Consider the following 21,051-nt stretch of genomic DNA (forward strand, 5'->3'; position numbering starts at 1 on the left):
TCGCTTCGCCTCCGCTGTGGGCAGGTGCCGCCCTCGTGCCTCGGGCGACCCCTACCCTCCGCTGCGGCTCAGCTCAGCCGCTCGGGTCTGTGGTCGCGCTTCGCTTCGCCTCCGCTGCGGGCAGGTGCCGCCCTCATACCTCGGGCGACCCCCTACCCTCCGCTGCGGCTCAGCTCAGCCGCTCGGGTCTGTGGTCGCGCTTCGCTTCGCCTCCGCTGCGGGCAGGTGCCGCCCTCGTGCCTCGGGCGACCCCTACCCTCCGCTGCGGCTCAGCTCAGCCGCTCGATGACCATCGCCATGCCCTGGCCGCCGCCCACGCACATGGTCTCCAGGCCGAACTGCTTGTCGTGGAACTGCAGGCTGTTGATCAGCGTGCCGGTGATCCGGGCACCGGTCATGCCGAACGGGTGGCCGACGGCGATGGCGCCACCGTTGACGTTGACCTTCTCCAGCGGCAGGCCGAGATCGCGGTAGGAGGGGATCACCTGGGCGGCGAACGCCTCGTTGATCTCGGCCAGGTCGATGTCGTCGACGGTCAGCCCGGCCCGCTTCAGCGCCTGCTTGCTGGCCTCCACCGGTCCGTACCCCATGATCTCGGGGGAGAGGGCGGAGACACCGGTCGAGACGATCCGGGCCAGCGGGGTCAGGCCCAGCTCGCGCGCCTTGGTGTCGGACATGATCACGAGTGCGGCGGCGCCGTCGTTGAGCGGGCAGCAGTTGCCCGCGGTGACCAGGCCGTCCGGACGGAAGACCGGCTTCAGGCCCTGCACGCCCTCCATGGTGACGCCCGCGCGCGGGCCGTCGTCCTTCGCCACGATCGTGCCGTCCGGGGTGGTGACCGGGGTGATCTCGCGCTCCCAGAAGCCGTTCTTGAGGGCTTCCTCGGCGAGGTTCTGCGAGCGGACGCCGAACTCGTCCATGTCCTGGCGGGTGACGCCCTTGAGGCGGGCCAGGTTCTCCGCGGTCTGCCCCATCGCGATGTAGGCGTCCGGGACCAGGCCGTCCTCGCGCGGGTCGTGCCAGTCCTCGCCGCCCTGCTCGGCGCGGGCCGCGGTGCGGGCCTCGGCGTCGGCGAACAGCGGGTTGTGCGTGTCCGGCAGGCTGTCGGAGTTGCCCTTCGTGAAGCGGGACACCATCTCGACACCGGCCGAGATGAAGACGTCGCCCTCGCCGGCCTTGATGGCGTGCAGCGCCATCCGGCTGGTCTGGAGGGAGGACGAGCAGTAGCGGGTGACCGTACAGCCGGGAAGGTGGTCCATGCCCATTGCCACGGCGATGATGCGGCCGAGGTTGTTGCCCTGCTCGCCACCGGGAAGGCCGCAGCCGAGCATCAGGTCGTCGATGTCCTTCGGGTCCAGCTCGGGAACCTTGGCCAGCGCGGTCTGGATGATCACGGCGGTCAGGTCGTCCGCACGCAGATCCTTCAGTGAACCCTTGAAGGCCCGGCCGATGGGGGAACGGGCAGCAGAGACGATCACGGCTTCGGGCATCACGCGGCTCCATGAGGGCTGGAAGGCGGGTTCTGGCAGGTGCTGACTTGGAAGTTACCTGTACGTAGATGCTGGGTCACCGGGCAGCGCATGTGACGCGGACCTCTTTTCTAAGCGACCGCTCAGCCGGTCAGTTGGCGGGGAGGTTGCGCGGCTCCCCGTGCGACTCCCCGTACGGGTTCTCGCGCGGCTCCGAGGGGGTCTTGTCGCGCGGCTCCTCGTGCGGCCCGGAGGGTGTCTCCGGCTCGGCGCCCGGCTCGGCGTCCGGTTCGGCTCCCAACCGCTCGGTCTGCGGTTCCGCCTCCGCCTCCGGCACCGGCACCGGCTCCGGCTCCGTCCCCGGGTGCGGATGGGGCTCCGTGGTGGCGGGCAGACGACGGCGCCTGCGGTGCTTGAGGAGCGCCCAGGGCGCCCGCGCCCCCGTGACCTCCGTACCGGCCTCCCTGGCCGCCTGGGAGGCCGCCTTGGCCACCGGCAGCATGTCCTCGCGCCGGGCCCCGTCCAGCCGGTCGGACTCCGGCCACAGCCCCAGGACCGCGCAGAGCGTGGGCAGGACCGCCATCGCCGCGGTGGCGTACCCCTCCGCCGACGGGTGGTAGTTGTCCGGCCCGAACAGCTCCCGCGGATTCGCCTCGAACTCCGGCCCCAGCAGGTCGCCCAGCGACACCGTGCGCCCGCCCTGCTCCACCGAGCCGATCGTCTGGGCCGCCGCCAGCTGCCGGCTCACCCGCCGGGCCAGCCAGCGCAGCGGCTGGTAGACCGGCTCGATCGTGCCGAGGTCCGGGCACGTGCCGACCACCACCTCCGCGCCCGCCGTACGCAGCCTGCGCACCGCGGTGGTCAGACAGCGCACGGACTGGGTGGCGGGCATCCGGTGCGTCACATCGTTCGCCCCGATCATGATCACGCAGACGTCGGGCGCATGGGACGGATCGGCCAGCAGCAGCGAGACCTGCCGCTCCAGATCGTCCGACCGGGCGCCCGGCTGCGCCACATTGCGCAGATCCACCGGCCGCTCGGACACCGCCGCCAGCCCCGAGGCGAGCAGCGCCCCCGGCGTCTGCCCGGCCCGGCGCACCCCCTGGCCGGCCGCCGTCGAGTCACCCAGCAACCCCAGCCGCAGCGGGTCGGCGGGGCCGGTGAACGCCACCCCGTACCGCCCGTCCGCGCACGGCGGGACCGGTGCGATACCGCCGCCCACGTGCCGTTTCGCCAACTGGACCTCCGCCAGCAGGACGCCCACCGTCGCCGCGCCGAGCAGCCCGATGCTGCCGCCGCCGTAGGCCGCGCCCGCCGCGATCCGCCGTGCCACCCTTGCCCTCGACACAGTCCGGTCCACCTCCTCGTTGCCGTACCGCCGTACATACAGCTAACTGCCCCGCGGGGACCGTCGCTCAATCGCTTCGCCCAATCCCGGGCCCGTACGCATACCCTTGCCGCACCATCTCGGAGACCCCGGAGTACACGGTGCAATTCCACGATTCGATGATCAGTCTCGTAGGCAATACCCCGCTGGTGAGGCTGCGCAGTGTGACGGCCGGCATCCAGGCGACGGTCCTGGCCAAGGTCGAGTACTTCAACCCCGGCGGTTCGGTCAAGGACCGCATCGCCCTGCGCATGATCGAGGCCGCCGAGCAGAGCGGCGAACTGCAGCCCGGCGGCACGATCGTCGAGCCGACCAGCGGCAACACGGGCGTCGGCCTGGCGATCGTCGCCCAGCAGAAGGGGTACAAGTGCATCTTCGTCTGCCCGGACAAGGTGTCCACGGACAAGATCAATGTGCTGCGCGCCTACGGTGCCGAGGTCGTCGTCTGCCCGACGGCCGTTGACCCCGAGCACCCCGACTCGTACTACAACGTCTCGGACCGGCTGGTCCGGGAGACCCCGGGAGCCTGGAAGCCCGACCAGTACTCCAACCCGAACAACCCGCGCTCCCACTACGAGACCACCGGTCCGGAGCTGTGGGAGCAGACGGACGGGAAGATCACCCATTTCGTCGCGGGCGTCGGCACGGGCGGCACGATCAGCGGCACCGGCCGCTATCTGAAGGAGGTCAGCGGCGGCTCGGTGAAGGTGGTCGGAGCCGACCCGGAGGGGTCGGTCTACTCCGGCGGCTCCGGGCGTCCCTACCTCGTCGAGGGCGTGGGCGAGGACTTCTGGCCGAGCGCCTACGACCGTACGGTCACGGACGAGATCGTCGCCGTGTCCGACAAGGACTCCTTCCAGATGACCCGCCGCCTCGCCAAGGAGGAGGGGCTGCTGGTCGGCGGCTCCTGCGGCATGGCGGTCGTCGCCGCCCTGGAGGTCGCGAAGCGCCTGGGCCCGGACGACGTCGTCGTCGTCCTGCTGCCCGACAGCGGCCGCGGATACCTGAGCAAGATCTTCAACGATGAGTGGATGGCCGACTACGGCTTCCTGGAGGACACCGGCCCGTCCGCACGCGTCGGGGACGTGCTCGACCACAAGGACGGCCCGATTCCGACGCTCGTCCACATGCACCCCGAGGAGACCGTCGGCGAGGCGATCGACGTCCTGCGCGAGTACGGCGTCTCGCAGATGCCGATCGTGAAGCCGGGCGCGGGCCACCCGGACGTGATGGCCGCCGAGGTCATCGGTTCGGTGGTGGAGCGGGAGCTGCTGAACGCACTGTTCGCCCAGCGCGCCTCGCTCTCCGACCCGCTGGAGAAGCACATGTCGCCGCCGCTGCCGCAGGTCGGCTCCGGCGAACCGGTCGAGGACCTGATGGCGGTGCTCGGCGGCACGGACGCGGCGGACGCGGCGATCGTGCTGGTGGAGGGCAAGCCGAAGGGTGTGGTCAGCAGGCAGGACCTGCTGGCGTTCCTCGCCAAGGACGCGGCGGCCGCCAAGCCGTGACGGCCGCCATGCCGTGACGGCCGGCCGGGCTTCGCGGCCGGGAGGCCGGGCTTCGCGAAAACGGTACGAGCGCGACACGTACGCGCAGCACCCGCTTAACACGAGTCCGGCACATTGATGGGCGTCGGCAGGGAAGCCCGCCGACGCCCGATACGGCGACACGGACTACGGAGCGGCTCCCGGACCTCCACCGTCGCCCGGACGCGGTGACCGGCCCTGACCCGGACCGTGTCCCTCGCGGGGACCGCCGTCGTCCCGCCCCCCGGGAAACCGGGGGTGCGGCGGTCCCCGCGTATACACCTGTACGCCCGTGTACGCCCGCGATACATCTGTACGCCCGCATATGTCCCTGTGCGCCCTCGGGCGCGGACCGGCGGCGCCTCCATCCGGCCCCGGCGCGGCCGCCCGGCTCGCGAGCAGTGCGGTACGTTCCGCGGTCTCGCTGCCGGGCTCCGGGGCGTGGAGGCGATCAGGGACCGGCGCGGGACCACCGGGCATGCCGAGCACGCCCGGCGTGCCGGGGTCTCCGCGCCCTCGCTCCTCCGCCCCTCCGCCCCTCCGCCCTCAGCCCTTGGCCCTCAGTCTTCCCAGTCGGACTCCGCGCGCCCGGAACGGCGCTGGAACCAGGGCCAGTTGCGGGCCGCGTGCACGGCGTTGACGGCGACGATCCCGAGCCAGGCGACGATCAGGCCCTCGGCGTGGGCGGCCGCGGCGCCGATCGCCGACAGCGGGATGGCCAGAATCAGCGAGATGATCCCGAAGCCGTAGCGCTCGCCGAAATTCCCCAGCGGCTGCGGCGTGCGCGCACCCCTGGCGACACTGACCTGCTGCTCGGCGAGGTGGCGCCGGACGCGACGGTCGAGCGTGTTGTCGAGGCGCTGTTCGACCTTCTCCAGGAAGGACTCGACGAGCGCGGACTCGTAATCCGAACCCAGCTCACTACGGGCATGCAGGGTGGCATCGAGCTCGCTCTTGAGCTCAGGGTCACGGGTTTCCATGTCCCTTACGGTACGAATCGGGAGCGCCCCGGGCAGTGGGGCTAACCCCCCTCTTTCCCTGCGGCGGCGGGTGGGGCCTCCACCACCGTTGCATATGGACATGCAGGCGCCTTGCTGGCTGAATGGATTTGTCGGCGCCGGACCGTGGTGCGACGGATCTACCGAGGGGACAGCATGAGCGGGAGCAGCCCGGCCGCGCGGTTGCAGCAGCTCTTCGAGGGGCGTCGGCTCACACCGACCCAGCGGCGCATCGCGCACTCGATGGTGCGCCGGGCCGGGGAGGTTCCGTTCCTGTCGAGTGTGGAGCTGGCGGAGCTCGCCGGGGTCAGCCAGCCGTCCGTCACCCGGTTCGCCGTGGCCCTCGGGTTCGACGGCTATCCGGCGCTCCGCAGGCACCTGCGGGAGGTCGCTCCCGCCGAGACCGGGCCGGGGGGCGGGGACGACGCGTACAACGAGTACCAGCAGGCCGTCCTCGGCGAGATCGAGAATCTGCGGCATCTGGCCGAGCTGCTGGCCGACCCCGGGCCCGTCGAGCGCGCGGGCAGGCTGCTGGCGGCCTCGCGTCCGCTGCCGGTGCTCGGGCTGCGGGCCGCCTCCTCGCAGGCGCGCGGTTTCGGGTACTTCGCGGCGAAGGTCCACCCCGACGTCCGGGTGCTCGACGAGGGCGGCAGCATGCTGCCCGACCGGATCGACGCCGCGCGGCGGGCGGGTGCCACGGCGCTGATCTGCTTCGCGCTGCCCCGCCATCCGAAGGAGGTCGTGGACACCCTCGCGTACGCGCAGGGGCAGGGGCTGGCCGTCGTGTCGGTCGCCGACTCCGCTTTCGCGCCCGTCGCCAAATACAGCGACCTGCTGATCCCGGCCGCCGTCGGCACCGGGCTCGCCTTCGACACCGCGTGTGCGCCCATGCTGCTGGGCCGGGTGCTGCTGGAGGCGATGTGCGACGACCTGCCCGACGCGCAGGCGCGGTTGGAGGAGTTCGACGCGCGGGCGGCGGCGCGGGGGCTGTTCGTCGAGTGACGGGCGTGCCCCTGTCCCGGCGGACCCCTGTCCCGGCGGACCCCTGGCCGCCGTCCCCCTGCCCGGCGTCCCTCTGTCCGGCGTCTCCGTGCCCGGTGTCTCTCTGTCCCGGTGTCTCCCTTTCTCAGGCACCGCTCATCTGCGGCTACTAATCTCCGGGCTCGAAAGGGCCAGAAGGAGCTGTGGAGGGTACGGACGTGGGGCGCGGAGCGCAGTCGTTGGCGAGAGTGGCCGTGATCGTACGGGCCGGAGCCGCACCGCTGTGGTGGCCGGGGCTGCTCGCCGCGGCGATCGGTGCACTGGTGCCGGGGCTCACCGGACGCCGGATCGGGCTGCTGGCCGGAGCGGCGCTGTTCCTGATCACCGCCGCCGTGGTGGCGCTCGTACGCGACCGGCGGTACGCGGAGCTGGCCGGGGGCGCCACTCGGGCCGGGCGGTCCGACTTCCTCCAGGACCGGGCCGTGACCGTACGCAACTGGCGGCGCGGGCACCGGTGGTGGCTGCTCGGGGCCTTCCTGGCGGCGGTGGCGAGCGCGTTCCTGCTGCCCGGGGCCGGTGGGCTGCTGCTCGCCGGGGCCGGGGCCGGGCTGTGGCTCAAGGCCGTCAGGATCGGGCAGCGAGAGCGCCGGGACGACGCCCTGTACTGGGTGCGGACCGACTGGGCGGAGCGCGGACGGCCCGCGGGCAAGCGGGTGAAGGGGTACCGGACGACCGGCCCGATGGCGGGCGACGCCGCGCCCGGCGGGGCGCGGCGCCGGCGCTGAGGCCGCCGGATCAGATCTCCGGTGCCGCCGGATCGGACCTCCAGTTCGGCCGGATCAGACCTCCAGTTCGGCCTCGATCCGCTTGAGCTGGTGGCGGGCCATCGCCAGGTTGGCGCGGCCCGAGTCCAGCACCAGGTAGAGGAACAGGCCGTTGTTGCCACGGGCCTTGAGCAGTCGGATCAGGTGGTACTGGGTGCCGAGCGTGATCAGGATGTCCTCGATCTCGTCCTGGAGGCCGAGGTGTTCCATGGTGCGGAGTTTGGCGCGTACGACGTCGGTGTTGCCCGCGGCCGCGATCTCCAGGTTGAAGTCCTTGCCGCCGCCGAGGGTGCCCAGCGACATTCCGCTGGTGTAGTCGACGAGGGCGACACCGAGGGTGCCCTCGATGGACGTCATCGCTTCCTTCAGTGACGCTTCGGTGTTCGCCATGCGTGCTCGTTTCCTTTCCTGGCCGGCCGGGTCGACCGGATCCTTGGGCTGTCTGCGGGGCATGTGGTGTTACGTGCGGTGGGGCAGGGGACCGGGCTGCGGGGTGTGCCGGTCGGGGGTGCGGGCAGAGGGCGCGGGGTGTGCGGCGCGTTCGAGTGCGGTGTCGACGAGTTCGCCGATCCGGGTGCCCGCCCGCCGGCCCTCCAGATGGAGCCTGCCGACGTTGATCCGGTCCTCGGCCAGCAGCGTGAGGACCGCCGAGGAGCCTGCGGCGTACGTGGCGATGTAGCCGGTCTCGCCGCGGACCAGGAGTTCACGGAAGCCGCCCCGGCCGGTCGCCTCCGCCAGCCGGACCGCGACCCCGAGCGCGGCCGCGGTCAGCGCGGCGACGCCCTCCGCCTCCACCCCCGGGGTGTCATGGGCCAGGACGAGGCCGTCGGTGCTGGCCGCCAGGGCGCCGGAGACGAGCGGGACCCGGGCCCGCAACCGCTGGAGCTCGGCCAGGACATCCTGCGTTTCGGCCTCGGGCACCATCGGCTGTCTCCTCCCGGCGCGCTGTCTGAGCGCGCGTATCACAGGGCCTCCAATGCGTCTCGGAGCCGGCGCAGCAGGGCGACGTCGGGGTCGGCCGTGACCTCGGGCAGCGCGATCCTGCCGGGGTCGGCCGAGGGGGGCGGCTCCCGTACCGCTTCGACCAGTCCGGCCGCGGCCAGGCGCCGCAGACCGACCAGGACGTGGAACGCCGACCGGCCCAGCTCCTGGGCGATGTCCGACGCGGTACGCATCCCGTCCACGAGATCGAGCACGCGGCGCCGGCCGGGCGGCACGGGTGTGTCGACGGGCCGGTCCGTCCGTGCGAGCGGGGCGCTGTCGGTCACCGCGTCGGGCCAGATGCGCGTCAGCAGTTCCCGGCGCCGGAGCGTCTCGCGCTGCACGGCGTCGACGGGGACGGGGCGGACGGGGCCGATCCAGTGGGAGACCCCGTAGCGGAAGCGGGCCGGGGACCGGGTGGGGGCCAGCGCGAAGAACGCCGCGTCGTACAGCGCGCCCAGGTGGCACAGTTCCAGCGCCCCGCCCGGTACCCGCCCGCTGTCCACCAGATAGCGGCCGACCCGCTGCCCGGCGCCCGCCCTGGCGACCGCCTCCCACCAGCCGTCGCGGTGCAGGGCGCCGCCCGTGGTGAGCAGGACGTCGATCCCGGGTGTCGCCGGGCTCTCGGCGTGCACCACCTGGCCCTCGTCGAGATAGAGGGTGCCGCGGTCGCGGATCAGGGCGCCGGTGGCGTGCTCGTCGGCGAGGCGCTGCAGCATGGGGGAGAGGGGCGTGGCAGGGGCGGGGGCGGCCGTTCTCATGCCAGGACCAGCCGCTCGGCCATCTCGCCCAGCCGTATTCGGGCGAGGGCCAGATTGCCCTCCGCGCGGTCGAGCCAGAGATGGACGAAGACGCTGCTGTCGAAGGAGGTCTCGACGAAACGGAGGACGTGGTACCCGGCGCGGGTGGTGACGATGACGTCCTCGACCGGGGGCGGCGCTCCGGCACCCGCCCGGTCCGGTAACGCGGTCGGCGGCCCGGTGGCCTCCCGCGCGAAGGCGGGCTGCTCGGCCGCCATCCTCGCGACTTCCGCCGTCTCCGCGGCGGTGGCCTCGTGATCGCCGTTGGGTGATTCGCCGATGGTGCCGAGGGCGAGGCCGCTCGTCCAGTCGACCACCGCGGCGCCCCGGGCGCCGGGCAGCCTCATGACTTCGAGCAGGCACTCGTCGATTCCGGGCACGCGCACTCCCCTCCCGACGTGGCGTACGGCTGTGACTACGAGGCTACGCAACGTGCTCCCCCGGGGCAGGGGTTCTGGCATTTTCCACGGGTACATGCGCAAGAGATCTTCGGACGGCGCGGAAGGTGTGCCGGGGTTCGCGCGGGCGAGCAGGCGAGCAGGCGAGCAGGCAGGCAGGCAGGCGAGCGGGCGGGTGGGCGCCTTTCGGCCAGGCGTCGGTGCGGGACTGTTGACTACGAGTATTCAGACCCTCAGGATGTGAATAGAAGACTTACATTCGCGAGGAGGCACCGCCATGTCAGGACCCCGCCCCGTACGGGCACCGCGCGGTACGGAACTGAGCGCCCTGGGATGGCAGCAGGAGGCCGCCCTGCGCATGCTCCAGAACAACCTCGATCCCGAGGTCGCCGAACACCCCGACAAGCTCGTCGTCTACGGCGGCACCGGCAAGGCGGCCCGCGACTGGCGCTCGTTCGACGCCATGGTGCGTACGCTGCGGACGCTCAAGCAGGACGAGACGATGCTCGTCCAGTCCGGGCGCCCGGTCGGCGTCATGCAGACGCACGAGTGGGCGCCGCGGGTCCTGATCGCCAACTCCAACCTGGTGGGCGACTGGGCGAACTGGGAGGAGTTCCGCCGCCTGGAGGCGCTCGGGCTCACCATGTACGGCCAGATGACCGCCGGGTCGTGGATCTACATCGGCACGCAGGGCATCCTCCAGGGCACCTACGAGACGTTCGCCGCCGTCGCGGCGAAGAAGTTCGGCGGAACGCTGGCCGGCACGATCACCCTGACCGCCGGACTCGGCGGCATGGGCGGCGCCCAGCCGCTCGCCGTGACCATGAACGACGGCGTCGCGATCTGCATCGACTGCGACCCGCGCGCCATCGAGCGCCGCATCGAGCACCGCTACCTGGACGTGCGCGCCGACTCCCTGGAGCACGCGCTCCAGCTCGCCACCGAGGCCCGGGACGCCCGCAGGCCGCTCTCCATCGGCCTGCTGGGCAACGCGGCGGAGCTGCTGCCGCGGATGCTCGCCGAGGGCGCGCCGATCGACATCGTCACCGACCAGACGAGCGCGCACGACCCGCTCGCGTACCTCCCGCTCGGTGTCGACTTCGACGACATGGCGTCGTACGCCGCCGAGAAGCCCGCCGACTTCACGCAGCGCGCCCGGGAGTCGATGGCCAAGCACGTCGAGGCGATGGTCGGCTTCATGGACGCCGGGGCCGAGGTCTTCGACTACGGCAACTCCATCCGCGGCGAGGCGCAACTCGCGGGCTACGACCGGGCGTTCGACTTCCCGGGCTTCGTGCCCGCCTACATCCGGCCGCTCTTCTGCGAGGGCAAGGGGCCGTTCCGCTGGGCCGCGCTCTCCGGCGAGGCGTCCGACATCCACAAGACCGACAAGGCGATGCTCGAACTCTTCCCGGAGAACGAGTCCCTGCACCGCTGGATCAAGATGGCCGGTGAACGCGTCCACTTCCAGGGCCTGCCCGCCCGGATCTGCTGGCTCGGCTACGGCGAGCGCGACCGGGCCGGCGAGCGGTTCAACGACATGGTGGCCTCCGGCGAGCTGGCCGCCCCGCTGGCCATCGGGCGCGACCACCTGGACTGCGGCTCCGTGGCCTCCCCCTACCGGGAGACCGAGGCCATGCTCGACGGCTCCGACGCGATCGCCGACTGGCCGCTGCTGAACGCCATGGTCAATGTGGCGTCCGGTGCCTCCTGGGTCTCCATCCACCACGGCGGCGGCGTCGGCATGGGGCGCTCCATCCACGCCGGACAGGTGACCGTCGCCGACGGTACGAAGCTGGCGGGCGAGAAGATCCGCCGGGTGCTCACCAACGACCCGGGCATGGGCGTCATCCGGCACGTCGACGCCGGGTACGACATCGCGGAGTCGGTCGCCGCGGACAAGGGCGTCCGTGTGCCGATGACGGAGGGGCAGTGACCGGGGAACGAAACGGCGCCCAGGCCGCCGAGGCCGCGACCGGGGGCGGGGGCGGTGCACCGTCGTTCCGGGACATGTGGCGAGAGCTCGCGCCCATCGGCCGGCACCAGGACAGCGGCGGATACCGCCGCTACGCCTGGACCGGGGCCGACGCCGACTGCCGTGCCTGGTTCCGGGCGCAGGCCGAGGCGCGCAGGCTCACCTACGAGGTCGACCGGAACGGCAACCAGTGGGCCTGGCTCGGCGACCCCCTCGCGGGGGACGCCGTCGTCACCGGCTCGCACCTCGACTCCGTACCGGACGGCGGTGCCTTCGACGGGCCGCTCGGCGTGGTCTCCTCCTTCGCCGCCCTCGACGAACTCCGCCGCAGAGGAGCGGAGTTCAGCCGGCCGCTGGCCATCAGCAACTTCGGCGACGAGGAGGGGGCCCGCTTCGGGCTCGCCTGCGTGGGCTCCCGGCTCACCGCCGGGCAGCTGACCGTCGAAGCGGCGCACCGGCTCACCGATGCCGACGGCATCACGCTGCCGCAGGCCATGGAGGCGGCCGGGTACGACCCCGACACCATCGGCCCGGACCCCGAACGGCTCGCCCGTATCGGCGCGTTCGTCGAGCTCCACGTCGAGCAGGGCCGCGCCCTCGACCTCACCGGCGACCCGGTCGGCATCGCCTCCGCGATCTGGCCGCACGGGCGCTGGCGGTTCGACTTCCGGGGCGAGGCCAACCACGCGGGCACCACCCGGCTGGCCGACCGGCGCGACCCGATGCTCACGTACGCCGAGACCGTGCTGGCCGCCCGCCGCGAGGCGGAGCTCGCCGGCGCCCTCGCCACCTTCGGCAAGATCGCCGTCGAGCCGAACGGGGTCAACGCCATCCCCTCCCTCGTCCGCGGCTGGCTCGACTCCCGCGCCGCCGACCAGGACCGCCTCGACGCCGTGGTCACCGGCATCGAACGGGCCGCCCGGGAACACGCCGAGCGGGCCGGGATCGACCTCGATGTCGTACGGGAGTCCTACACGCCCGTCGTGGAGTTCGAGCACGCCCTGCGCGACGAGCTCGGCAAGATCCTGACGGGCCGGGGCGACACCGACCGCGCCGTACCCGTCCTCGGCACCGGCGCCGGACACGATGCGGGTATTTTGTCCGCTTCGGTCCCGACCGCCATGCTGTTCGTACGGAACCCCACCGGGATCTCGCACTCGCCGGCCGAACAGGCCGCCGAGGACGACTGCGTGGCCGGGGTGATCGCACTCGCCGACGTACTGGAAGGTCTCGCGTGCAGCTGACAACGGAGCCGACGGGCAGGCCCGTCACCGTGACGTACTGGTTGTCCCACGCCTGGCTCGGCACCCATGTCGAGCCGGGCGTCGCCCTGGACGTGTCCGGCGGCATCATCGCGGGCGTCCGCACCGGCGTCGCCTCCCCGCCGCCGGGCGCCACCGTGCTGCGCGGGCTTACCCTTCCCGGGCTCGCCAACACCCACTCGCACGCCTTCCACCGAGCCCTGCGCTCCACCGTCCAGGTCGGCTCCGGCACCTTCTGGACCTGGCGCGAGACCATGTACCAGGTCGCCTCCCGGCTCACCCCCGACTCGTACTACGACCTCGCCCGTGCGGTGTACGCCGAGATGGCCCTGGCCGGCATCTCCGCCGTCGGTGAATTCCACTATCTGCACCACGCGCCGGGCGGCACCCCGTACGACAACCCCAACGCGATGGGAGAGGCGCTGATCGCGGCAGCGGGCGAGGCCGGCATCCGGATCACGCTGCTGGACACCGCCTACCTCTCCGCCGGATTCGGCCGGCGCCCCACCCAGTACCAGCAGCCCGACCAGCACCAGCTGCGCTTCTCCGACACCACCGCGGACGCCTGGGCCGAACGCGCCTCCCTCCTCAAGGGCGGCGGCCACGCCCTGATCGGCGCGGCCGTCCACTCCGTGCGCGCCGTCCCCGCCGCGCAGCTCGCCACCGTGGCCGCCTGGGCCGAGGAGCGGCAGGCCCCGCTCCACGTCCACCTCTCCGAGCAGACCGCGGAGAACGACGCCTGCCTCGCCGCCCACGGCTGCACCCCCACCCGGCTCCTCGCCGACCACGGGGTCCTCGGCCCGCGCACCACCGGCATCCACAACACGCACCTCACCGACGAGGACATCACGCTCCTCGGCTCCTCGGCGACCGGCACCTGCATGTGCCCCACCACGGAACGCGACCTCGCCGACGGAATCGGCCCCGCCGCCGCCCTCCAGCGCGCCGGGTCGCCGCTCTCCCTCGGCAGCGACAGCCACGCCGTGATCGATCTCTTCGAAGAGGCCCGCGCGATGGAGCTGGACGAACGCCTGCGCACCCGGGCACGCGGCCACTGGACGGCGGCCGCCCTGCTGCGCGCCGCCACGGTCGACGGCCATGCCGCGCTCGGCCGGCCCGGGGCGGGCATCCTCGAACCCGGGGCGCCCGCCGATCTGGCGACCGTAGCCCTGGACTCCGTCAGAACAGCGGGTCCGGCGCCCCGGCTCGCGGCCGAGACAGCCGTGTTCGCCGCCTCTGCGGCCGATGTGCGGCACACGGTCGTGGCAGGCCGGCACATCGTCCGCGACGGGCGGCACACCCTGGTCGAGGACGTCCCCGCGGCGCTCGCCTCGGCGATCGCCGCACTCCACCGCTGACCACCCCGCCGCCCCGGAGACGGCCGGTCCCCGGACCCCGCACGCGTCGCCCCGCAGTCCCGCCGACGGACCGCCGCTCCGGAGACGGCCCACCGGCAGACCGCCGCCCCGCAAGCCGACACCCAAGGAGAGCAGTCTCCCGATGACGACGACCGCCATCACCAACATCGCCGCCCTGGTCACCAACGACCCCTCCCTCCAGGCGGATTCCCCCCTGGGCCTGATCCGGGACGCGGCCGTCGTCATCGAGGGCGACCGGGTCGTCTGGACCGGCAGGTCGAGCAGAGCACCCGCCACCGACCACGCCGTCGACGCGGGCGGCCGGGCGGCGATCCCCGGCTTCGTCGACTCCCACTCCCATCTCGTGTTCGCGGGCGACCGCACCGAGGAGTTCAACGCCCGGATGTCCGGCCGCGCCTACAGCGCGGGCGGCATCAGGACCACGGTCGCCGCCACCCGCGCCGCCACCGACGACGAGCTCTCCGCCAACGTCGCCCGCTACCTCGCCGAGGGGCTGCGCCAGGGCACCACCACCTTCGAGACCAAGTCCGGCTACGGCCTCACCGTCGAGGACGAGGCCCGCGCCCTGCGGATCGCCGCCCGGCACACCGAAGAGGTCACCTACCTCGGGGCGCACATCGTCTCCCCGGACTACGCCGACGATCCGGCCGGATACGTCGACCTGGTCACCGGGGCGATGCTCGACGCCTGTGCCCCGTACGCCCGTTGGATCGACGTCTTCTGCGAGAAGGGCGCCTTCGACGGCGACCAGGCCCGTGCCGTCCTCACCGCCGGCCGTGCCAAGGGCCTGCACCCCCGCGTCCACGCCAACCAGCTCGGCCACGGCCCCGGCGTCCAGCTCGCCGTCGAACTCGACGCCGCGTCCGCCGACCACTGCACCCACCTCACCGACGCGGACGTCGACGCCCTGGCCCAGGGCGACACCGTCGCCACCCTGCTGCCCGGCGCCGAGTTCTCCACCCGCGCCACCTGGCCGGACGCCCGCCGCATCCTCGACGCGGGGGCCACCGTCGCACTCTCCACCGACTGCAATCCGGGCTCGTCGTTCACGTCCTCCATGCCCTTCTGCATCGCCCTCGCCGTACGCGACATGGGCATGACCCCGGACGAGGCGCTCTGGTCCGCCACCGCGGGCGGCGCGGCGGCCCTGCGCCGTACGGACATCGGCCGCATCGCTCCGGGCGCCCGCGCCGATCTGGTCCTGCTCGACGCACCCAGCCATGTCCACCTCGCCTACCGGCCGGGCGTCCCGCTGGTCCACGCGGTCTGGCAGCGCGGCGCGCGCGTCGTCTGAGCGCGGCCGGCCCGGCACGGCGTCTGCGACCAGACGTCCATGACATGCCGTCACATGCCGTCACATGCGGAAGGACCCGCCCGCTGTCCGGGCAGGTCCTTCCGCAAGGGGCTCGCGGTACGCCACGCGGCCGCGCCGCGTGCGGGCGGGATGCCCGCTCACTCCTCCAGCGTCAGGCCCTTCCGGAGCTTGACCAGCGTGCGGGAGAGCAGCCGCGACACATGCATCTGGGAGATGCCCAGTTCCTCACCGATCTCCGACTGCGTCATGTTGGCGACGAACCGGAGCGAGAGGATCGTGCGGTCCCGGCGTGGCAGCGAGGCGATCAGCGGCTTCAGGGACTCGACGTACTCGATGCCTTCGAGTCCGTGGTCCTCGTAGCCGATGCGGTCCGCCAGGGCGCCTTCCTGCTCGTTCTCCTCGGGCTTGGCGTCCAGCGAGCTGGCGGTGTACGCGTTGCTCGCGGCCATGCCCTCGACGACCTCGTCGTCGGTGATGCCGAGGCGGTCGGCGAGCTCGCCCACGGTGGGTGAACGATCCAGCTGCTGGGCGAGCTCGTCGCCCGCCTTGGCCAGGTCGAGCCGCAGCTCCTGAAGCCGGCGCGGGACGCGCACGGACCAACTGGTGTCGCGGAAGAAGCGCTTGATCTCGCCGACGATGGTCGGCATCGCGAACGTCGGGAACTCCACGCCCCGGCTCAGCTCGAAACGGTCGATCGCCTTGATCAGGCCGATGGTGCCGACCTGGATGATGTCCTCCATCGGTTCGCTGCGGGAGCGGAACCGGGAGGCGGCGAACTTGACCAGGGCCAGGTTCAGTTCGACGAGCGTATTGCGGACGTAGGCGTACTCGTGGGTGCCCTCTTCGAGGGATTCGAGCCGCTCGAAGAGCGTCTTCGACAGGGCCCGGGCGTCCAGCGCCCCCACTTCGTCGTAGGGCGGGATCTCGGGAAGTCCTTCGAGACCGCCACCGGCGCCGTGGTCGTCGGCGGTGCCGACGGCGGTCGTGGTGCGGGTGCTGCTGGTGGTGCCGGCGCTGATGGCGTCGGCGCGCGTGCCGTTTCCGGCGTTCGCGGCAGAGGTGTCTGAGTGGGTCCGTCCCTGAGGACATGCTGACGTCGCGTCGTGGATACGCGGTTCGTCGAGCCTGGGTGACATGGTCTCCTCCATCGTTCTCGGCATATGGCTGCCGATGCCCATACGTGTTCCTGCGGTGAAGCGGCGCCTCCGAAGCCGGCCGTGTTTTGGGTGTCCCTCTACCCTTACCCGGTCCGGACAGGCAGTTACAAGCGCTAAATGCTGCTGTATGTCCGGTTTGTTGAGGTCTTCGGCTACCGCGTGGCGTACGGAACGCGTACTGTTTCGAGAACGTCAGCGACGGCTACGACGAATCCGCGCACGCCAGGACGCAGGCAGTGACGACGGCAGTGACGACGGCGAAGAGGGACGGGCATGGACCGCGGGACGGTCGGCAGTGCGAACCGGGGTCGGCTTCAGGTCGAGTCCCGAACCGAGGGGCGCAGCGAGGTCGTGACGCCGGTGGGTGAGCTGGATCACCACACGGCGGATCTGCTGCGAGAGCCTCTGGAGAGCGCGGTCGAGCAAGGGCGAGTACGCCTGGTGGTCGACTGCTCGCGACTCGAATTCTGTGATTCCACCGGGCTGAATGTGCTGCTCGGTGCCCGCCTCAAGGCGGAGGCGGCAGGGGGAGGGGTCCATTTGGCCGGGATGCTGCCGGTGGTGGCGCGGGTCTTCGAGATCACCGGGGCCGAGGCGGTCTTCACCGTCCACGACTCCCTCGAAGCGGCCCTGGACACGTGAGCGTGGCGCGTTGCGCGACCCCGGGTGCCCCACGTGTTGCCCGTGTCACGCGATCCGCGTAGACGAAGTGGGTGTTGTCACGATTCGGCCGGGCAGGAGACACCGGGCGGAGCCGTGGGCGACCCACTCACCCCGTATCCGTACGTGTATCTGTACCTGTACTTGTAACTGTTCAATGGCGACATGGTGAATCGGTGAGGTGAAGCGCTGATGAGCACCACCCGGCAGCATCCGCCGGGCGACCTCGGCCGCGAGCCGGAGGGCGCCGGCACGGGCGCGGACGCGGGCGCCGGTGCGGCCTCCTCCGAACCGGTCGAGCGGCAGTGGCGCACGGTGTCGCTGCGGGGGATCGGCGGCATCGTGCCGACGGCTCGTGACTTCGCCCGCCAGGCTCTTCACGACTGGGGCTGGCTCCCCGCGACGAGCGCCGACGGACGGGCCGCCGCCGAGGACGTCCTGCTGGTCGTCTCCGAACTGGTCACCAACGCCTGTCTGCACGCGGACGGCCCCGAGGAGATGCGCATCGCCTGCACGGCGAAGGTGCTGCGGGTGGAGGTCGTCGACTCGGGTGCGGGACAGCCCGCGCCGCGCACTCCGCACCGGGCCGGCCGGCCCGGCGGGCACGGGATGTTCATCGTGCAGCGGCTCTGCCTGGACTGGGGCGTCCAGCGGGTGGCCGGCCGGCCCGGAAAGACCGTCTGGGCGGAGCTGGCGGCCCCCGCCTAGTTCCGCCTCCGGGCCCCGTGCGGGCCCCTCGTCCGCGCCCCGGGTGGTTCCGGGGCCGGGTTCCGGGGCCGTGGGCCCCCGTACCGCACCACTCAGGAGCGCGCCGGATCGGCGCGCTCTTTGTCTTCCCTCCACAAGGCCCCGGGCGTACCTTGAGCGCCCGATCTGATGTGTCGTCAGTAATGTGGTGAGGGGAACTCAAGGTGTCCTACCAGAAGCGAACAGCTCTCGCGCTGGCGTCCGCGCTGGCGGGCACGGTGGTGCTGATGGCCGCGCCCGCCGCCCACGCCACGGTCGTGGACGTCAACTACCAGTGCAAGACCCCGATCGGTGACAAGGGTGCCGTGTCGCCCATCGACATCAAGAGCGTCAGGAGCGGCAGCGGCTACCGGCTCACGATGTCCTTCCAGAAGGGGGTCTCGTCCAGCCCCGTCGAACTGGGCAAGGGCGCGATGAACCCCAGCGCGGTCATCAAGGTGGGCGGTGCCGACCAGGGCCAGGTCCAGGTCTCCGGCGCGCCGAACTCCGCGGCCATACCCGCCAACACCCCGATCAGGATCAGTGACCTGTCGGGTACGTACACCCCGAAGAAGAGCGGCAAGGTCGACTTCACCGCCGGTGTGCTCACCATCAAGGCGCTCGGCACGACCACGACCTGCACCCCCTCCAACAACCCGGGCCCGTCGCTCCAGCTCGACGTGACAGCCGCGGGCAACGGGCAGGGCACCCCGGACAACGGCGGGCAGCTGCCGAAGACCGGTCCGCTCGACTCGGCGGTGGCGCTCGGCACGCTCGGCGGCACGGTGCTGCTGACCGGCGCGGCCGGAGTGCTCTGGCTGACCAGGCGCGGGCAGGGGGCCGCGGGCCGGTAGGGCGTCAGGGCGTTCCCTCCGGACCGGGCCGGATCCGGAGGCGCCCCAGCCCACGAGCCGGCCGCCGTCACGCACCAGGGAGCCGCCCATGCCGTCGCCGACCGGTCACGCCGCCCGACTCGCCCTCGCCGTCCTGCTGTTCACCTTCGCCATGCCCCCGGTGGCCGGTGCCGCGGACCGGGCACCGGCGCCCGGGAGCGCCGCGTCGTGGACGGCGCGGCCCGCGGCGAGCGGTTTCGGAACGGGCGGCGGCAGACCGTACTTCTATCTGGAGGGCCCGCCCGGCACCGTCCTCCAGGACCGGCTCTCCGTCACCAACCCCGGTACGGCCCCGGTCACCGTGCGGCTGCGCGGCGCCGACGCGTACCACGCCGGGGACGGCGGCTCGGCGGTGCGCGACGGCAAGGGCTCCACCGGGGCCGGCGGCCTGGCGGTGCGCGACGGCAAGGGCTCCACCGGGGCCGGCGGCTCGGCGGTGCGCGACGGCAAGGGCTCCACCGGGGCCGGCGCCTGGCTGCGGACCGCCGCCGCCGAGGTGACCGTGCCGGCCCGCACCCGCGCCGACGTGCCGTTCTCCGTCACCGTGCCGACGGGCGCGACGCCCGGGGACCACCCCGGCGCGCTCGTCGTGGAGGGCGGCGGCCGCTCGGTGGGCGTACAGGTCCGGCTGCGGGTCGGCGGGCCGGAGCTGGGCGCGCTCACCGTCGAGGGCGTCACCGTGTCCGGGCGGACCGTCCACTACACGGTGGTCAACCGCGGCAACACGGTCCTGGCCCCGCGGATCGCCGTCGACGCCGACGGGGTGTTCGGGAGGCTGCTGCGGCGCGGGGCCCGCACGCTTCCGGTGCAGCTGCTGCCCGGACAGCGCGTCAGGCTCACCGAACCGTGGCGGGAGGCCCCGGCCCTCGACTCGGTGACGGTACGGCTGCGGGTCACGGCGGCGGGCGGCGCGCACAGCGAGGCCACGGCCCGTGCGGTCTTCGTCCCGTGGGTGCCGGTGGCCGGTGGCGCGCTGCTGCTCCTGGCCGCGGTCGCCGCGGGCGCGTACGCGTACCGGCTCCGACGCACCCGCGGTCGGCCACCGGAGGACGGCGGCGGTGGCGGCGGTGGCCGGTCTCAGCGGTCCCGGGGCGATCAACAGCACTCCGAGAGCAGGCACGTGGCGAAGGCGGGAGCGGAATCGTGACTGGACAGACCGGACCGGCACCACTCCGCGGCGGCAGCCACCGGCGGGACGCCGCGCCGCGCACCGCGCTGCTGCTCGCCGCGGTGCTCGGTGCGCTGCTGCCCGCCCTGCTGCTGCTCTCCGCGACCGGCGCGGACGCGGCGGGTACGAGAGCCGCGGAGGCGAAGCCCGCGGTCACCCTCTCGAAACAGCAGGCGGGCAAGGGCGGCGAGATCACCGTCAAGGGCAGCGGCTGGCGTCCCGGCACGCTGCTGATGATGCTGATCTGCGGACGGTCCACCCCGGACCGCGGGGTGATCGGCGGCACCAACTCCTGCGCCAACGCCGAGGGTCGTGCCGTCACCACCGATGCCAAGGGCGGCTTCGGCAGGAAGATGCCGGTCGCCGAGCCGCCGGTGCCCTGCCCCTGCGTGGTGCATGTCGCCACCGTCACCGGGGAACAGGCCACCGCCGACGCCGTGTTCGTCGTCGCGGGCCACCCGGTCGCCGCGCTGCCGAAGGAGACCGGGGGCGGCCGGCTCGCGGTGCTGGCCGCCACCCGGCTGGAGGGCGACAGCGGAATCCTCACCTGGTTCGGCGCCCCGCCCGCCCGGCAACTCGTCTTCACCGTCGGCAACCTGGGCTCCGCTCCGGTCAAGGACCCGGTCTTCCGGGTCGGCACCGCGCACGGCGTCTTCGCCCCGCAGTGGGAGGAGCGGCAGTGGCGCGGCACCATCGAGTCCGGCCGCAAGGTGCAGATCAAGCTGCCGGTCGAACTGGCGGCGGGCGCCCACGGCGACTACCAGGTCTCGCTGGAGTACGGCGGCAAGGTGCTGGCCGAGCAGCCGTGGGGGGTCGGCCGCCCCTGGGGCGTCACCCTCTTCTGGGTCCTGCTGTGTGTCGTCGTACCGGCCGCCGTGTTCCGGATCGGTATGGCGATCGTCGACAGGGTGCGGCCCCGCACCTCGCGCACCTCGCGCACCCCGGCCCGCGGCGGGCGTCTTCGCCGGCGCGGTCCGCGACCGGCCGGGGCGTCCGCCGGGCTCCCGGGGGCGCGCCGTGCGCCGGGGTCCGCCGGGAGCCCCGAGGCCGCGTCCGGGCCCGCCACCGCGGCCGCGCTGCCATGGTTCACACCGGATTCCGCACCGTCAGAGAACAGACCGACGACGAAGGGACATTCGTGAGTACGCAACG

At 72.7% G+C, this 21,051-nt stretch carries 20 protein-coding genes; 12 read left to right on the forward strand and 8 right to left on the reverse strand.

Annotated elements, in window-relative coordinates:
* Positions 1-269 precede the first annotated feature (269 nt).
* A complete protein-coding gene (locus ACIOMQ_RS36585; protein ID WP_401269671.1) occupies positions 270-1,490 on the reverse strand; it encodes an acetyl-CoA C-acetyltransferase in 1,221 nt (406 codons plus the stop codon).
* 130 nt (positions 1,491-1,620) lie between these two features.
* The gene (locus ACIOMQ_RS36590; RefSeq protein ID WP_402192093.1) at positions 1,621-2,802 is read right to left on the reverse strand and encodes a GDSL-type esterase/lipase family protein; all 1,182 of its coding nucleotides are present in this window, start codon (positions 2,800-2,802) and stop codon (positions 1,621-1,623) included.
* 155 nt (positions 2,803-2,957) lie between these two features.
* Between ACIOMQ_RS36590 and ACIOMQ_RS36595 the strand changes: the two genes are divergently transcribed.
* Positions 2,958-4,364, forward strand: a complete 1,407-nt coding sequence (locus ACIOMQ_RS36595) for a cystathionine beta-synthase (protein WP_362207206.1) — start codon at positions 2,958-2,960, stop codon at positions 4,362-4,364.
* 578 nt (positions 4,365-4,942) lie between these two features.
* Here the strand turns inward: ACIOMQ_RS36595 and ACIOMQ_RS36600 are convergent.
* A complete protein-coding gene (locus tag ACIOMQ_RS36600) occupies positions 4,943-5,362 on the reverse strand; it encodes a hypothetical protein (protein WP_362207207.1) in 420 nt (139 codons plus the stop codon).
* A gap of 174 nt (positions 5,363-5,536) precedes the next feature.
* Here ACIOMQ_RS36600 and ACIOMQ_RS36605 point away from each other — a divergent pair, with 174 nt between their 5' ends.
* Both ACIOMQ_RS36605 and ACIOMQ_RS36610 read left to right on the forward strand, forming a co-directional pair.
* Entirely contained in the window at positions 5,537-6,382 is an 846-nt protein-coding gene (locus tag ACIOMQ_RS36605) for a MurR/RpiR family transcriptional regulator (RefSeq protein WP_401269677.1), read from the forward strand.
* A gap of 227 nt (positions 6,383-6,609) precedes the next feature.
* Positions 6,610-7,146: a hypothetical protein gene (locus tag ACIOMQ_RS36610; RefSeq protein ID WP_401269754.1), complete on the forward strand. Its 537-nt coding sequence runs from the start codon at positions 6,610-6,612 to the stop codon at positions 7,144-7,146.
* Positions 7,147-7,200: 54 nt separating this feature from the next.
* Here ACIOMQ_RS36610 and ACIOMQ_RS36615 read toward each other — a convergent pair whose 3' ends face one another.
* The 4 genes from ACIOMQ_RS36615 to ACIOMQ_RS36630 all read right to left on the reverse strand — a co-directional run bounded on the left by ACIOMQ_RS36615 (position 7,201) and on the right by ACIOMQ_RS36630 (position 9,346).
* Complete coding sequence (locus tag ACIOMQ_RS36615) at positions 7,201-7,575, reverse strand: hypothetical protein (protein ID WP_362207211.1); 375 nt, start codon at positions 7,573-7,575, stop codon at positions 7,201-7,203.
* Between the two features lie 69 nt (positions 7,576-7,644).
* The gene (locus ACIOMQ_RS36620) at positions 7,645-8,109 is read right to left on the reverse strand and encodes a roadblock/LC7 domain-containing protein (protein WP_401944020.1); all 465 of its coding nucleotides are present in this window, start codon (positions 8,107-8,109) and stop codon (positions 7,645-7,647) included.
* A 38-nt stretch (positions 8,110-8,147) separates the two neighbouring features.
* Positions 8,148-8,885: a winged helix-turn-helix domain-containing protein gene (locus ACIOMQ_RS36625; protein ID WP_362207215.1), complete on the reverse strand. Its 738-nt coding sequence runs from the start codon at positions 8,883-8,885 to the stop codon at positions 8,148-8,150.
* A gap of 38 nt (positions 8,886-8,923) precedes the next feature.
* A complete protein-coding gene (locus tag ACIOMQ_RS36630) occupies positions 8,924-9,346 on the reverse strand; it encodes a hypothetical protein (RefSeq protein ID WP_362207217.1) in 423 nt (140 codons plus the stop codon).
* 295 nt (positions 9,347-9,641) lie between these two features.
* Between ACIOMQ_RS36630 and hutU the strand changes: the two genes are divergently transcribed.
* The 4 genes from hutU to hutI all read left to right on the forward strand — a co-directional run bounded on the left by hutU (position 9,642) and on the right by hutI (position 15,274).
* Positions 9,642-11,300, forward strand: a complete 1,659-nt coding sequence (gene hutU, locus ACIOMQ_RS36635; protein WP_362207219.1) for a urocanate hydratase — start codon at positions 9,642-9,644, stop codon at positions 11,298-11,300.
* Between the two features lie 74 nt (positions 11,301-11,374).
* Positions 11,375-12,583 carry an allantoate amidohydrolase gene (locus tag ACIOMQ_RS36640; protein ID WP_401987123.1) on the forward strand — a complete coding sequence of 403 codons (1,209 nt, stop codon included), beginning with the start codon at positions 11,375-11,377 and terminating at the stop codon, positions 12,581-12,583.
* On the forward strand, positions 12,574-13,959 hold the full coding sequence (locus ACIOMQ_RS36645) for a formimidoylglutamate deiminase (RefSeq protein ID WP_402192062.1): 1,386 nt from the start codon (positions 12,574-12,576) through the stop codon (positions 13,957-13,959). The genes ACIOMQ_RS36640 and ACIOMQ_RS36645 overlap by 10 nt, the downstream gene beginning before the upstream one ends.
* Positions 13,960-14,101: 142 nt before the next feature.
* On the forward strand, positions 14,102-15,274 hold the full coding sequence (gene hutI / locus ACIOMQ_RS36650; RefSeq protein WP_401944027.1) for an imidazolonepropionase: 1,173 nt from the start codon (positions 14,102-14,104) through the stop codon (positions 15,272-15,274).
* A gap of 158 nt (positions 15,275-15,432) precedes the next feature.
* Here hutI and ACIOMQ_RS36655 read toward each other — a convergent pair whose 3' ends face one another.
* Complete coding sequence (locus ACIOMQ_RS36655; protein WP_401269683.1) at positions 15,433-16,431, reverse strand: RNA polymerase sigma factor SigF; 999 nt, start codon at positions 16,429-16,431, stop codon at positions 15,433-15,435.
* A gap of 294 nt (positions 16,432-16,725) precedes the next feature.
* On the opposite strand from ACIOMQ_RS36655, the gene ACIOMQ_RS36660 reads away from it, so the two are divergent.
* From ACIOMQ_RS36660 to ACIOMQ_RS36680, 5 genes are all read left to right on the forward strand, one after another.
* Positions 16,726-17,094, forward strand: coding sequence for an STAS domain-containing protein (locus tag ACIOMQ_RS36660; RefSeq protein ID WP_362207226.1), 369 nt, complete (start codon positions 16,726-16,728; stop codon positions 17,092-17,094).
* A 210-nt stretch (positions 17,095-17,304) separates the two neighbouring features.
* Positions 17,305-17,820 carry an ATP-binding protein gene (locus ACIOMQ_RS36665; protein WP_362207227.1) on the forward strand — a complete coding sequence of 172 codons (516 nt, stop codon included), beginning with the start codon at positions 17,305-17,307 and terminating at the stop codon, positions 17,818-17,820.
* 203 nt (positions 17,821-18,023) lie between these two features.
* The gene (locus ACIOMQ_RS36670) at positions 18,024-18,692 is read left to right on the forward strand and encodes a peptidase (RefSeq protein ID WP_401269687.1); all 669 of its coding nucleotides are present in this window, start codon (positions 18,024-18,026) and stop codon (positions 18,690-18,692) included.
* An 88-nt stretch (positions 18,693-18,780) separates the two neighbouring features.
* Entirely contained in the window at positions 18,781-19,878 is a 1,098-nt protein-coding gene (locus ACIOMQ_RS36675; protein ID WP_401944030.1) for a hypothetical protein, read from the forward strand.
* A complete protein-coding gene (locus ACIOMQ_RS36680; protein ID WP_401944031.1) occupies positions 19,875-21,041 on the forward strand; it encodes a hypothetical protein in 1,167 nt (388 codons plus the stop codon). Before ACIOMQ_RS36675 ends, ACIOMQ_RS36680 begins: the two co-directional genes overlap by 4 nt.
* Positions 21,042-21,051 lie beyond the last annotated feature (10 nt).

Origin of the sequence: Streptomyces sp. NPDC087845 (genome assembly GCF_044742755.1) — a bacterium.
Lineage (GTDB): Bacteria > Actinomycetota > Actinomycetes > Streptomycetales > Streptomycetaceae > Streptomyces.

Excerpts from the sequence above, each read along its gene's own strand:
- ACIOMQ_RS36585 (WP_401269671.1), bottom strand. The coding sequence starts at position 1,490 with ATGCCCGAAGCCGTGATCGTCTCTGCTGCCCGTTCCCCCATCGGCCGG.
- ACIOMQ_RS36600 (WP_362207207.1), bottom strand. The coding sequence starts at position 5,362 with ATGGAAACCCGTGACCCTGAGCTCAAGAGCGAGCTCGATGCCACCCTG.
- ACIOMQ_RS36605 (WP_401269677.1), top strand. The coding sequence starts at position 5,537 with ATGAGCGGGAGCAGCCCGGCCGCGCGGTTGCAGCAGCTCTTCGAGGGG.
- ACIOMQ_RS36615 (WP_362207211.1), bottom strand. The coding sequence starts at position 7,575 with ATGGCGAACACCGAAGCGTCACTGAAGGAAGCGATGACGTCCATCGAG.
- ACIOMQ_RS36620 (WP_401944020.1), bottom strand. The coding sequence starts at position 8,109 with ATGGTGCCCGAGGCCGAAACGCAGGATGTCCTGGCCGAGCTCCAGCGG.
- ACIOMQ_RS36625 (WP_362207215.1), bottom strand. The coding sequence starts at position 8,885 with ATGCTGCAGCGCCTCGCCGACGAGCACGCCACCGGCGCCCTGATCCGC.
- hutU (WP_362207219.1), top strand. The coding sequence starts at position 9,642 with ATGTCAGGACCCCGCCCCGTACGGGCACCGCGCGGTACGGAACTGAGC.
- ACIOMQ_RS36640 (WP_401987123.1), top strand. The coding sequence starts at position 11,375 with ATGTGGCGAGAGCTCGCGCCCATCGGCCGGCACCAGGACAGCGGCGGA.
- hutI (WP_401944027.1), top strand. The coding sequence starts at position 14,102 with ATGACGACGACCGCCATCACCAACATCGCCGCCCTGGTCACCAACGAC.
- ACIOMQ_RS36655 (WP_401269683.1), bottom strand. The coding sequence starts at position 16,431 with ATGTCACCCAGGCTCGACGAACCGCGTATCCACGACGCGACGTCAGCA.
- ACIOMQ_RS36660 (WP_362207226.1), top strand. The coding sequence starts at position 16,726 with ATGGACCGCGGGACGGTCGGCAGTGCGAACCGGGGTCGGCTTCAGGTC.
- ACIOMQ_RS36665 (WP_362207227.1), top strand. The coding sequence starts at position 17,305 with ATGAGCACCACCCGGCAGCATCCGCCGGGCGACCTCGGCCGCGAGCCG.
- ACIOMQ_RS36675 (WP_401944030.1), top strand. The coding sequence starts at position 18,781 with ATGCCGTCGCCGACCGGTCACGCCGCCCGACTCGCCCTCGCCGTCCTG.